Below are 12,953 nucleotides of genomic sequence, written 5' to 3'. Positions count from 1 at the left end.
CCCAAATATTAAATCAAATCAATGATTTTTTCCATCTGCATGCCCCGCGACCCCTTAAATAAGATCGTATCATCCGGCTGTAAGATTTCGTTTAAAACCTTGCCTGCTTCAGCATGAGAGTTACAAGTATATACCAATTTAACCCCAGCTGTTCGTGCTTCCTGCGCAATATGAGCTGCCATATCACCAAATGTTATCAATGCATCAATTTTCTGGTCAGCAACCAATTTTCCTATATTTTTATGAGCCTCCACTGAGACGCTGCCAAGTTCGAGCATATCACCCAACACAGCAATTTTACGGGCTGAGGCAACTTCAGCCAGGGTTTCAAGTGCAGCTTTCATCGACATTGGACTTGCGTTATAAGCATCATTAATTACCTGATACAAACCGACCTGCTGGATTTCAAAACGCATCTTCGTCAGGGTAAAACCAGCCAAACCTTTTTGCATTTCAATTGCAGAAAGCCCCAGTGTAAACCCTACAGCAAGTGCTGCCAGTACATTATAAACATTATGACGGCCTACTATTGGCAAAACAAACGAATACGTTTTTCCTTTAAACGTACAGTCAAACTCCGTACAATTTTTATGCACGGTTTTTATATGTCCAGCCCGTAGGTCACTTGGCTTTTCTATCCCAAATGTAACACATTTACCTTTCACCTTGCTCTGCATGGCTGCTACAAAAGAATTATCAGCATTTAAAATGGCCACAGAAGCTTCATCCAAATGTTCAACAAGTTCCGCTTTTGCTTTTGCAATATTAGCAAGTGATCCCAAAATTTCCATGTGAGTCTCACCAACATTTGTCACAATTCCAATGGTCGGTCGTGCAATCTCAGCTAGTTTCGCAATTTGCCCAAATCCGCGCATTCCCATTTCCACAACGGCGACTTGGTGCGTTGCCTGTAATTGCAGCAGTGTTTTAGGCAAACCGATTTCATTATTAAAATTTGCTTCTGTTTTCAGCACCTTGAATTTAGCCGAAAGTACCGCTGCTGTAAAATCTTTCGTCGTTGTTTTTCCATTTGATCCAGTAATCGCAATGACCGGAATCGAAAAACGTCGCCGATAGGCTTTCGCCAAAAGCTGATATGCTTTTAAAGTATCATCCGCATATATGACCGTAACTGGTAAATCATGCAGTTGATCCTCTGAATATGTACGACTGACAAGAACCCCGGCTGCACCTTGTTCAATAGCTGCTTGCAAAAAATCATGTCCATCGAATTTTTCTCCAATCAATGCAACAAAAAGTACACCCTTCTTCACGAATCGGGTATCTGTAACAATATCACAAAATTTGTTTTGCTTTGTTTGAAGTACAACTGCCGAAAAAGCTGCCTGAACTTCAGAAAGGGTAAAGCTTGCCATTATTGTTTCCCCCTAATTGCTGCACGAGCCACTTCTTTATCATCAAAATGAATCGTTTGGTCCTTAAGAATTTGATAATTTTCATGTCCTTTACCCGCAATAATAACAATATCATCAACTTGAGCAATTTCTATCGCTCGAAAAATCGCTGTTTTTCGATCAATAATTTTTTCATGCGGTTTACCCGCTAATTCTTCTTGAACGCCCGCTTCCACTTGCGATAAAATAAATTCCGGATCTTCCGTTCGTGGATTATCAGAGGTTGCAATCACAACATCCGATAACTTGGCCGCAATTCGCCCCATAATTGGTCGTTTTGTACGATCACGGTCACCACCACAGCCAAAAACTGTAATAATCCGTTTTTTAGCAATTTGACGGGCTGTATGCAAAATATTTTCCAAACCATCTGGCGTATGTGCATAATCAACAATCACACTAAAATCCTGTCCCTCATCGACTAGCTCAAAACGTCCAGGAACACTTGTAAACTTTTCCAAAGTCGCCTGAATAATTTGCGGTGCTATTTTTTCCGCTAAAGCTGCACCAACTGCTGACAATACATTATACACATTAAAAATTCCAGTAATTTTTAATTTTAAATCCATTGTACCAAAGGCACCTGAAATTGTAAAATTAGCCCCTTTTGCCAAAACATTAATAGCACTTGCTCTCAAATCACTTTCTTTATGAATGGCATAGGTCAAGCATTGGCAGGTAGTATGTTCAAGCATAACAAGACTTGCCGCATCATCAATATTAATAACTGCCGACTTATTTCCCTTTGTCTGTCCAGCAGCACTAACAAGATCAAAAAGTCTCGCTTTAGCTTTGGCATAATTTTCCAAAGTCTTATGATAATCAAGATGATCTTGCGTTAAATTTGTAAAAACTGCCGTATCAAACTCACAGCCAATCACACGATCCTGCGCTAATGCATGTGATGAAACCTCCATCACTACATAATCCATTTTTGCCTTTGCCATATCGGCTAAAATGCACTGCAAATCAATGACATCTGGAGTCGTGTTATGAATTGGCTGAATTTCATCTTCAATCATAATCTGAATGGTTCCAATCAAACCAACTTTATAGCCAGCTTCACGTAAAATGGCCCGCAATACATAACTGGTCGTTGTTTTACCATTCGTTCCTGTAATACCAACCAATCTCATTTTGCGAGCTGGGTAATCATAAAAATAAGGTACCACAAGGTGCATAGCTGCTTTGACATCTGGTACGCGCACCACTGTAATATGTTTTGGCACAATAACATCTTTTTCAACCAAGACTGCAACTGCGCCATTTTCTATTGCCTGTGCGATAAATTTATGACCATCAACAGTGGCTCCTGATATACAAACAAACAAAGTATCTTGTGTCACCTTACGCGAATCATGCGCTATGGATTGAATCCTTGTATTTTCGTCGCCAACGACGCTAACCTCTGTCAATAATGCTGCCAATTCTTTTATTGTTTTACTCATCTAAAATTCTCCTCTAATCTCTATTGAAGTAGAATAATTTGATATATATAATATGAAACCGTATTATATTATAAACCGTATAGACATTTTTTTATAGTCAAAATTCAAAAATCTAATTTATTTTATTAAAAACAGCCTGTTAGCTATGAAAAATTTCAATAAACCTCAATACAGCAGCCAAAATCGGCTGCTGTATTGAGGTTTTTCATTAGTCTAAGAATAGATTTGATAAAGGCGCAAGCTTTATTGTGTCTTTTGTGAAGCAAAATACACTTCCTTGGGAACCACCATCCCCAAATCCTGCGTGGCAATCTGTTTAATCCGCTGCGGTGATTTCATATAGGCTATATCAAGTTTAAGCTGCTCATTGGAACGTTCCAGTTTATCGGCCTGTGCCTTTATTGATACTAATTCGTAACCTCTACTCACATTTTCCGCACTGCGAATGATCGTAAACATAGCCATAATTGAAAGTAAAACTACCAAAATAAAACATTTCGCGCGAAGGGTTGTATTTAATTTAGGCTGCGGTATCTCGACCGATTTAACAGCAGGTACTTCCTGGTAAAGCTCAAATTCTTCTTTTCGCTTTGCTAACATGTGCCCTTCCTCCCATTAAATGCTCTCATATATCTTTTTTTTCAGCAGTTCTTAACTTAGCACTCTTGGCGCGAGAATTTTGATCCAGCTCCTCAAGCGTTGCAACAATAGGTTTTCCAATGATTTTAATCTCCGGTTTATGATTGCAAACACAGATTGGCAATCTTGGCGGACAGATGCAGCCCTTTGCCAGTTCTTGTAACGTCTGCTTCGCAATTCGATCTTCTAACGAATGAAAGGTAATAATGCAAATTCGACCACCGACATTTAAATGATTTACGGCTGAGCGAAATGCAGTTTCTAAAATTCCCAACTCATTATTCACTTCAATACGAATCGCTTGAAAGGTCCTTTTGGCTGGATGCCCTCCTGCATTTTTTCGCACAGCCGAAGGAATTGCTTTCTTTATCAGCTCAACCAGTTCCCCTGTCGTTTCAATCGGTTTTTCCCGGCGCGCTTCTCCAATAAACTGTGCTATGCGTTTTGCCCAGCGCTCTTCTCCATAAACTTTTAATAACTTTTCAATGTTTTCTTCTTCATATTTATTGACAACATCATACGCCGATAATCCTTCCTCTGGATTCATCCTCATATCCAGTGGTGCATCTTGCATGTAGGAAAATCCCCGTTCTGCTGTATCAAGCTGATATGACGAAACACCTAAATCAAATAAAATCCCATCTACTTTTTTCACGGACAGATTTTGTAAAACAGCGGACAAATTTTTAAAATTGTCATTGACGATATCAATCTTACAAGCAGCACCTGCCAAACGCTCTTTTGCTACAGCAATCGCCGTTGGATCTTGATCAATGCCAATCAATCGCCCTTTTGAACTTAGCTGTTTAATAATACGTTTTGAATGTCCACAACCGCCTAACGTGCAATCTACGTAAATACCATCCGGGTTTGTTACCAGATTATTTATAGTTTCTTCCATTAATACACTTATATGGTGAAATTCCACAGCAAACATCCTCTCATATACCCAAATCCGTTAATGTTTCCGCAATTGTCGTCACCATCGGATTAATTTCATCATTATATGCTTCCCATTGAACCTTATTCCAAATTTCAATACGATTTGATACTCCAATTAAAACCACATCTTTTTCTAACATTGCATAATCTCTTAAATTTCCTGGCACAAGAAACCGGCTTTGTTTATCACATTCCAATTGTCTTGCTCCTGAAAAGAAAAAACGAACAAAAGCACGAGCTTCTGGTTTTGAAAGCGGCAGCTGTTTTAATTTTTCCGATAAAATTTTCCATTCACTTTGGTGATAAACAAAAAGACAACGATCTAAACCTTTCGTGATAATAAACGTTGTTCCGAGTTCTTCACGAAAATCGGCGGGCAATATAATTCGTCCTTTTACATCAACACTATGTAAATATTCCCCCATCAGCACCGTTCATCACCACCTTATCGTAAAATCAACCACTTTTCTCCACATTTCTCCACTTTCAATCACTTATTTTCTATTCTTTGTAAAAAAAAAAAAACCTTCTTTTTTAGAAGGTTTTTTGAATATTATGCTATATTTGAACATTTTGTCCTAGCTTTTAATCCACCCTAAGTGTTCAAAGATCGGAATATAGTGTAAACGCTCATAAAAGGACTTAAACGTATTTTCCGTATGAAAAATTGGTACTCTCTCTAAGGCATATATATTACTCGCTTTATCAACATTCCCATATTTAACTGTGAAAGCAGCACGATATCCAGCATCTTTTACCATTTGTGCAATATGAAGATTATAGGTACCAGTTGGATAAGCAATGTAGCGGGTATCTTTACCTAAGTGTTCATCAATAGCTTTTTTCGAATTTATAAGTTCTGAACGAACTTCCTCATCATTTAATTCAGTCAAAGATTTATGCTGAACCGTATGTGATTCAATACTGATGCCATTTTGCTGTAACTCTTGAGCCTGCGCCCAGGTTATATAATTCGGATATCGATCTAAAAAATCGGTAATCACAAAAATGGTCGCCTTAAATCCATACTTTTTAAGCACAGGATAGGCATTTTTATAATTATCTTCATATCCATCATCAAATGTTATAAGAATTGGTTTTTCTGGTAACTCTGTTCCATTTTCCAAATTATCCAGCAGCTGATCTGCTGTAATTGTCGTATACCCCTGCTCTTTTAAATAAGCCATTTGTTTTTCGAAATCAACTGGCGCGACCGATAAAGAAATCTTCATATCATCTACTTTATGATAGTTCAAAATTACAACACTTGTATCACTGGCACTCTCGGCAACAAGTTTTTGATCTAAAATTTTAGGACCAGGTAAAAGCAACGGAATTAAAACAAGTAACATCACTAAAATTATTTTTTTATATAAATAAGAAAATTTCATGAATCAAGCTCCTCTTTCCCCGAAATCACTTTAAAAATTTAAATAGAGTTCCAAAAAAAAAATTTTGTCTCTGATATTTACGCAAGCACCATATACAAAGGCAAAGCATTGACCCTAAAAGACAGGTTATCTGACCAAAGTGTAATGTATCATTCGCCGGTGCTCCCAAATAAAGAAATCCACAAAAGAAACGGATTAGTGCCACAAAAAAAATGCTGATTAAAAAGATGGTGCCCTGCTTAATATTATTGCGTCGAATTTGCAAAAAAGATAAGATAATAGAAGCAACAAAAACCACAAACTGTGCAATAGCTTGGTATAAAGCAACCGGTCTAAAATATTCATACCCTTCAAAACCAGAAGGTCTAAAATCATATTCAATATATTGAACCAAACTATGATCATTCGGAATATTAAGCGGCAATGGAGTTCCAACCGTAACCTGCAAGACAAAATGGCCCAATTGATCCAGCATGAGTGCAAAGACAATTGCGGGTACTAAAATATCCAGCCAAAACCAAAAAGATAGTCTTTTCGCTGAAGTATAAAGAAAAACAACTAATATAAACCCCAAAAAAGCGCCATAAATTGAAATGCCGCCATGCGCACATTGGAGGATTTCACTCCAATTATTCTGATAGTTGTCCCAGTGTAAAATAACCTGACCCAGTCTGCCAAATAAAAAACCTACGGGTATACCAAAAAGCAAAATATCAACCACTCTTGAAAATTCTTGTCCACGCAAATATACATTAATCCAAGTAATTATCATGCCAATAAGAATTGCAATCGTAATGATAATTCCATACCAATATACATTTACATCACCAATTGAAAATGCAACGATGCCCATTTGTAATCTCCCCTATATAAAAATAATACACGTCTAATATTGTACCTTGATTCATATAAAAATACTAGTTTCTTTTAAGAATAAGTGTTAAAAGAATTTTATTTATGATATAATTCTTTTTGTCAAAGTATTATAAACACAGGAGGATTATTTACCATGAATATTACAAAAGAAATGGGAATTATGGATGTTGTCCAAAAATATCCCGACACCGTTGACGTTTTTATGAATGCCGGTATGGGTTGTTTAGGTTGTGCTGCAGCTCGTTTTGAAAATATTGAACAAGGTGCGGGGGCACATGGTATCGACATCGACAGCTTAATTGCAGAATTAAACAAAGTTGCTGCAAAATAAAATCAAAAAATACGGCTGGGAGACTTAAATCTCCCAGCCGTACTTTTTTATAGATTTCTCAACATGCTCAAAACATTTTCGAGATAATCCACTTTCCCATATGTAAAGACTTCACCAGAACGCCTTATTTTTATCTCAATCGAATCTTCTTCAACGGATTTTGGTCCAACTGTAATGCGAATTGGATAGCCAATAAGATCCGCATCTTTAAACTTTACGCCAGCACGTTCTTTGCGATCATCCAAAACAACTTCCACTTTTGCCGCCTGAAGTTCCTGATACAAAGTTTCGGCAATACTAAATTGTTCCGTATTTTTTGCATTAACAGGTATAACGACTACTTGATATGGGGCAATCGCAGCTGGCCATACAATACCATACTCATCATTGTTCTGTTCGATCGCTGCAGCCATAGTACGACTTACGCCGATACCATAACAGCCCATAACGAGGGGTTTTTCGCGACCATTTTCATCAAGGAAGGTAGCTTTTAATGATTCACTATACTTCGTACCGAGTTTAAAAACCTGCCCGGCTTCTATGCCACGAGTCATTTTAACAGGTGCACCACAATGTGGACATGGGTCGCCTTCGCACATCAAACGAAGGTCAGTGACCAAATAGTCTGTAAAATCACGTTTTGGATTCATATTACAATAATGTTTATCAATTTGATTGGCCCCGCCAATGGCATTCGTCATTTCCATAACAGATAAATCAACAACAACTTTCGCATCTTTTGTAAGACCGATCGGGCTCATAAAACCAGGAACGCCACCTACAGCCTTAATTGCTGCTTCATCGGCCATGCGAAGAGTCACGGCTCCCACTGCATTTTGAAGCTTAACATCATTAACATCATGATCGCCACGTACAAAAGCCAAAATCACTTCATCTTTTTCATTTTGAAATGCCACGGCCTTGATGCTTTGCGTGCTGTCCATACCCATAAAGTCTGTCACAGCTTCAATCGTTTTCATGTCTGGCGTATCAACCAATTTCAAAGGAAGCTCTTCTGCGATATTTTCCTGCACACTAGCTTTTAATTCCGCTTTTTCCACGTTCGCCGCATAATCACATTTCGAGCAATAAACAATTTCAGATTCACCTGAATCTGCAAGTACTGTAAATTCGTGGGTAAATCCACCACCGATGGACCCGCCATCTGCTTCGACTGGTCGAAAAACCAACCCACAACGCGTAAAGATATTAGTATAGGCGTCATACATTTTTTTATAAGAAACATCTAACCCTGCTTCATCTTTATCAAAAGAATATAAGTCTTTCATAATAAATTCGCGCCCACGCATAAGTCCAAAACGAGGCCGGATTTCATCACGATATTTATTTTGAATTTGATAGAGCAAAAGTGGCAATTGACGATAAGAACGCACTTCATTTCGAATCAAAGAGGTAATCATTTCTTCATGTGTTGGTCCAAGACAAAAACTGCGATCATGCCGATCTTTCAAACGGAACATTTCTTCACCAAAAATATCCCAACGCCCTGTTTCATGCCATAATTCAGCTGGTTGAATTATGGGCATCGACAATTCCTGTCCACCAGCAACATCCATTTCTTCTCTGATAATCGTTTCAATTTTTCTAAGCACTCGCCAAGCAAGCGGCAAGTAAGTATATACACCACCAGCTGCTTTTCGAATCATACCCGCCCTGAGCAATAGCTGATGACTCATTACTTCCGCTTCAGCCGGCGTTTCGCGCAGCGTTGGCGCATAAAGTTGTGTTGTACGCATTAATTCTTGTCCTCCCCTAAAATGTCATCAATCTCTTTAAATAATTCTTCGACCAAAATAGCTTCTGGTACCTTACGAAGAATCTGCCCTTTTCTGAAAACAAGCCCTTCGCCTTTGCCTCCAGCAATGCCAACATCAGCATCACGAGCTTCACCAGGGCCATTGACCACACAGCCCATAACAGCCACCTGAATAGGACGCTTGACATCACTGAGTTTTTTTTCAACCTGATTCGCAATTTCAGCTAAATTAATGTTGCAGCGACCACAAGTCGGACACGAAATCAGCGTTGGACCATATTCTTTCAGCCCCAGTGATTTCAATATTTCATTCGCAACCTTAACTTCAACAACAGGGTCCCCCGTAAGTGAAATACGGAAAGTATCTCCTATGCCTTGTGTTAAAAGCGAACCAATTCCTACAGCTGATTTAATGACGCCGCTCTTTACTGTTCCTGCCTCCGTAATGCCCAAATGCAAAGGATAATCCACCGTTTGTGACATTAATTGATAGGCTGCAATCGTAAGTGGTACATCATGCGCTTTTAAAGAAATCTTCATATCATAAAAATCAAGTTTTTCCAATATATGTACATGCTGCATCGCGCTTTCCACCATTGCCTCTGGCGTAGCATGCCCATATTTTGCTAATAAAACCTTGTCAAGCGATCCTGCATTGACCCCAATACGGATTGGAATATGATGCTGCTTTGCTGCTTGTACAACAATCTTAACCTTCGTTTCATCACCGATGTTCCCAGGATTTAACCGTAACCCATCGATTCCTTGCTCTATAGATTCCATTGCTAACCGATAATCAAAATGAATATCTGCCACAAGTGGTATATTTACCGCGTTTTTAATATTTGCCAAATTTTTAGCTGCATCCATATCAGGAACTGCCAGCCGAACAATATCACAGCCAGCAGCTTGCAAACTTTGGATCTGGGCTACGGTCGCCAAGGTGTCCGTCGTCTTTGTATTCGTCATCGACTGCACAGCGATTGGTGCACCCGCACCAATCTGTACGGAACCAATCTTAATTGCCCGTGTTTTTTTTCGTTCCATCTATTTATTCCCCACAATCAAATGCAAATTTCCCTATCCCTATCGAGTAATATCATTCAACGTTGCAAAAATCATCAAAGCCATTAATAAGGCAAAACCAATGATTTGGGCATACTGGATAGCTTTCGGCTGCAAGGGTTTACCACGTACGGCCTCTATCAGTAACGTAATAAAATGACCACCATCAAGAGCTGGAATTGGAAAAAGATTAATAATCCCCAAATTTATACTTAAAAAGGCTGCAAATTGCAAAAGTGGAACAAAACCAATTTGTGCAACTTCACCTGCCATTTGTGCAACGCCAAGTGGTCCTGCTAAATCAGCCGCCGTCTTTCCCATAATGATCGAACCAAGTGTTTCAATCATTTTGTAAGTCACAAATCCAGTATTCTTAACGGCTAATACACCTGCTTCAAAAAATCCTGGCTGATATGTCGTAACTGAAGAAACAACACCGATCATAGCCCTTTTTGCAGTATCATCATATTCAGGAATCAAACTTGTTGCCAATTGATTTCCATCACGCTTAAAATCTATCTTTAAAACTTTTCCATCACTTACTTGTACGATCTCAACAAATTGCTGCCATGAATCTATAGCCTGATCATCAATTTTTAAAATACGATCACCCTGCTTAAGTCCAGCTTCTGCTGCTGGTTTATGTGCCATCACTTCACCTAATGTTGGATCAACGGATGGTGTATGAATTCCAGAAAAAAAATATATGCCCAAAAACAAAAGAATTGGCAATATGAAATTCATTACAGATCCAGCCAATATTACAATCATTCTAGCCCAAACAGGTTTACTCGAATAAGAACGTTCATCAGGCTCGTCTTCCGGGTCCATACCAGCAATTTTATTAAATCCGCCTAAAGGAAAAACTCTAATCGAATAACTTGTTTCACCATATTTTATGCCAACTAATTTCGGACCAAACCCAATTGCAAATTCATCTACACGCATACCAGTCATTTTTGCTGTAATAAAATGACCTAATTCATGAAATAAAACCAACAATCCAAAAACGAAAACTGCTGAAACAATTGTAAGCAGCATCTGCTCACCTCCATACTTTGTATTTTTTACTTACTAAATAAATTAGCTGCATAGGATCGAGCCCAGCTATCATTTTCATACAAGTCTTGTAATGTCGGATTCATTTTCACATGATGCGCCGTCATTGTTTTTTCAATTATATCATAAATCTGCAGAAAAGATATTGATTCCTTTAAAAATGCCTCGACAGCAATTTCATTAGCGGCGTTAAATGCACACGGCATCGTTCCACCAATCCGACCAGCTTCATAAGCCATTTTCAATCCCAAAAATGTATCCATATCCGGTTTTGAAAAAGTTAAGTCTTTACAGTTCCAAAAATCGAGTTTAGGGAAGTTTGCGTCAATTCGCTGCGGATATGTCAAAGCATACTGAATAGGAAGTCTCATATCGGTTGATCCGAGTTGTGCCATCACAGTACCATCGATGTATTCAACCATTGAATGAACAATACTCTGCGGATGAACAAGAACTTGGATTTGATTATAGTCAACACCATAAAGCCATTTTGCCTCAATCACTTCAAGTCCCTTATTGACAAGGGATGCTGAATCAATACTGATTTTCTTCCCCATAGACCACGTGGGATGGTTAAGACAGTCTTTTATTGAAACTGCCGCTAACTCCTTGCGTGTTTTGCCACGAAACGGTCCTCCTGATGCTGTCAGCAGGATTTTATGAACCTGACATCTATCCTCACCTTGCAAGCATTGAAATATTGCACAGTGCTCACTGTCGACTGGTAAGATGGATACGTTCTTTTCTTTAGCAAGTTTCATTACCAGTTCACCAGCAACAACCAGCGTTTCCTTATTGGCTAGAGCAATATCTTTTCCAGCTTCAATAGCTGCAATCGTTGGTTCTAAACCAGCAAAACCGACCATTGATGTAACGACAGTCTCCACGGCTTCATAGGTTGCTGCCCGTAGCAGACCCTCCTGCCCAGCCAAAATTTTTGTTTTTCCGACAAAACGTTTTTGCAAGCGTTTTGCTGCTGCCAGATCAACCAGCACTGCAAGTTCCGGTTCAAATTCTTTAATTTGCTGTTCAAGTAGTTGATCATTCGTATTTGCCGCTAATGTCATAATTTGAAACTTGTCACGGTTAGCTGCAACCACAGCAAGCGTTTGTGTACCAATAGATCCTGTTGACCCTAATATTGCTATTTTTTTCATTACGGATGCCCCTTAAAAAATCTTAAAGATTTGTACATAATAATAAACAAATGGAACTGTAAACATTATACTATCAAACCGATCTAATACGCCACCATGCCCTGGTAATATTTGTCCAGAATCTTTAATACCAGTGAACCGTTTAAAAGACGATTCTACCAGGTCGCCAACTGTAGCAACCAATGCAATCAAAACACCTAAGATCGCCATATGAATAAGTGAAAAATTAAACAACATGCCAAGCCCCATTAATGATAAAGATGTCCCTAAAACACCCCCAATAAAGCCTTCCACAGTTTTTCCAGGGCTGATCTGCGGACACAATTTTGTTTTTCCAAAAAGTGACCCCGCAAAAAAAGCAAACGTATCACTTGCCCACGTGCCAATAAATGCCAACCATATGAAAGAGCAACCTAATGATACATTCCCTAATGTACTATGTACGAAAACTTCCGAACCCGTAAAACGCAATAAGATTAAGTGTGAAAAAGATAAAGCAACATAACAAATTCCAGCAATGGAAATACAAGCTTCCTGTATCGTAAATTTGTCATGGTATAAAACAGCTTTACTTAAAATGAGCAAGGTAGCAAACATTATTACTGCCAATAATTCATCCGAATTCCCCTGCCAGGCACAGGCAAGCGTAAAGAAAACCGCCGCCATACCACCAAAATAAGTAAGTTTCATTCCCATATAGGAAAATGCCCGATAATATTCATGCCAAGCAGTCAATGCTAAAATCACAATAGCTGCACTAAAAACCCAATCACCAAAATTTATCACATACACGGCCGTAATCATGCCAATGAGTCCGGTAATGATTCTTTTAACTAACAATACTCCACCTACT

Annotated in this window: 13 protein-coding genes; 1 reads left to right on the top strand and 12 read right to left on the bottom strand. The window is 38.7% G+C overall.

Annotated features, from left to right (window positions below; genetic code table 11):
- Window positions 1-8 precede the first annotated feature (8 nt).
- The 7 genes from BMY14_RS12380 to BMY14_RS12350 all read right to left on the bottom strand — a co-directional run bounded on the left by BMY14_RS12380 (window position 9) and on the right by BMY14_RS12350 (window position 6,688).
- Window positions 9-1,376, bottom strand: a complete 1,368-nt coding sequence (locus BMY14_RS12380) for a UDP-N-acetylmuramoyl-tripeptide--D-alanyl-D-alanine ligase (protein ID WP_091832247.1) — start codon at window positions 1,374-1,376, stop codon at window positions 9-11.
- The gene (locus BMY14_RS12375) at window positions 1,376-2,863 is read right to left on the bottom strand and encodes a UDP-N-acetylmuramoyl-L-alanyl-D-glutamate--2,6-diaminopimelate ligase (RefSeq protein ID WP_091832244.1); all 1,488 of its coding nucleotides are present in this window, start codon (window positions 2,861-2,863) and stop codon (window positions 1,376-1,378) included. Before BMY14_RS12375 ends, BMY14_RS12380 begins: the two co-directional genes overlap by 1 nt.
- A gap of 243 nt (window positions 2,864-3,106) precedes the next feature.
- Entirely contained in the window at window positions 3,107-3,463 is a 357-nt protein-coding gene (gene ftsL, locus BMY14_RS12370; RefSeq protein WP_091832241.1) for a cell division protein FtsL, read from the bottom strand.
- Window positions 3,464-3,488: 25 nt separating this feature from the next.
- Window positions 3,489-4,430 carry a 16S rRNA (cytosine(1402)-N(4))-methyltransferase RsmH gene (rsmH, locus tag BMY14_RS12365; protein WP_091832239.1) on the bottom strand — a complete coding sequence of 314 codons (942 nt, stop codon included), beginning with the start codon at window positions 4,428-4,430 and terminating at the stop codon, window positions 3,489-3,491.
- Between the two features lie 13 nt (window positions 4,431-4,443).
- A complete protein-coding gene (gene mraZ / locus BMY14_RS12360; RefSeq protein ID WP_091832236.1) occupies window positions 4,444-4,875 on the bottom strand; it encodes a division/cell wall cluster transcriptional repressor MraZ in 432 nt (143 codons plus the stop codon).
- Between the two features lie 147 nt (window positions 4,876-5,022).
- The gene (locus tag BMY14_RS12355; protein ID WP_091832233.1) at window positions 5,023-5,835 is read right to left on the bottom strand and encodes a polysaccharide deacetylase family protein; all 813 of its coding nucleotides are present in this window, start codon (window positions 5,833-5,835) and stop codon (window positions 5,023-5,025) included.
- Window positions 5,836-5,860: 25 nt separating this feature from the next.
- Window positions 5,861-6,688 carry a prolipoprotein diacylglyceryl transferase gene (locus BMY14_RS12350; RefSeq protein WP_091832230.1) on the bottom strand — a complete coding sequence of 276 codons (828 nt, stop codon included), beginning with the start codon at window positions 6,686-6,688 and terminating at the stop codon, window positions 5,861-5,863.
- 156 nt (window positions 6,689-6,844) lie between these two features.
- Here BMY14_RS12350 and BMY14_RS12345 point away from each other — a divergent pair, with 156 nt between their 5' ends.
- Entirely contained in the window at window positions 6,845-7,042 is a 198-nt protein-coding gene (locus BMY14_RS12345; protein WP_091832228.1) for a DUF1858 domain-containing protein, read from the top strand.
- Window positions 7,043-7,089: 47 nt separating this feature from the next.
- Here BMY14_RS12345 and BMY14_RS12340 read toward each other — a convergent pair whose 3' ends face one another.
- Genes BMY14_RS12340 through BMY14_RS12320 form a run of 5 tightly spaced genes read right to left on the bottom strand, consistent with a single transcriptional unit; the run spans window position 7,090 to window position 12,940 of the window.
- Complete coding sequence (locus BMY14_RS12340) at window positions 7,090-8,799, bottom strand: proline--tRNA ligase (RefSeq protein WP_091832226.1); 1,710 nt, start codon at window positions 8,797-8,799, stop codon at window positions 7,090-7,092.
- Window positions 8,799-9,866: a flavodoxin-dependent (E)-4-hydroxy-3-methylbut-2-enyl-diphosphate synthase gene (gene ispG / locus BMY14_RS12335; RefSeq protein ID WP_091832223.1), complete on the bottom strand. Its 1,068-nt coding sequence runs from the start codon at window positions 9,864-9,866 to the stop codon at window positions 8,799-8,801. Before ispG ends, BMY14_RS12340 begins: the two co-directional genes overlap by 1 nt.
- Before the next feature lie 39 nt (window positions 9,867-9,905).
- Window positions 9,906-10,925: an RIP metalloprotease RseP gene (rseP, locus tag BMY14_RS12330; RefSeq protein ID WP_091832221.1), complete on the bottom strand. Its 1,020-nt coding sequence runs from the start codon at window positions 10,923-10,925 to the stop codon at window positions 9,906-9,908.
- Window positions 10,926-10,951: 26 nt separating this feature from the next.
- Window positions 10,952-12,100, bottom strand: a complete 1,149-nt coding sequence (locus BMY14_RS12325; protein ID WP_091832218.1) for a 1-deoxy-D-xylulose-5-phosphate reductoisomerase — start codon at window positions 12,098-12,100, stop codon at window positions 10,952-10,954.
- A gap of 12 nt (window positions 12,101-12,112) precedes the next feature.
- Complete coding sequence (locus BMY14_RS12320) at window positions 12,113-12,940, bottom strand: phosphatidate cytidylyltransferase (protein ID WP_091832216.1); 828 nt, start codon at window positions 12,938-12,940, stop codon at window positions 12,113-12,115.
- Between the last annotated feature and the right edge of the window lie 13 nt (window positions 12,941-12,953).

This window comes from Propionispira arboris (assembly GCF_900109225.1).
GTDB lineage: Bacteria > Bacillota > Negativicutes > Selenomonadales > Selenomonadaceae > Propionispira > Propionispira arboris.
This window is presented reverse-complemented; position numbering and strand designations above follow the sequence as displayed.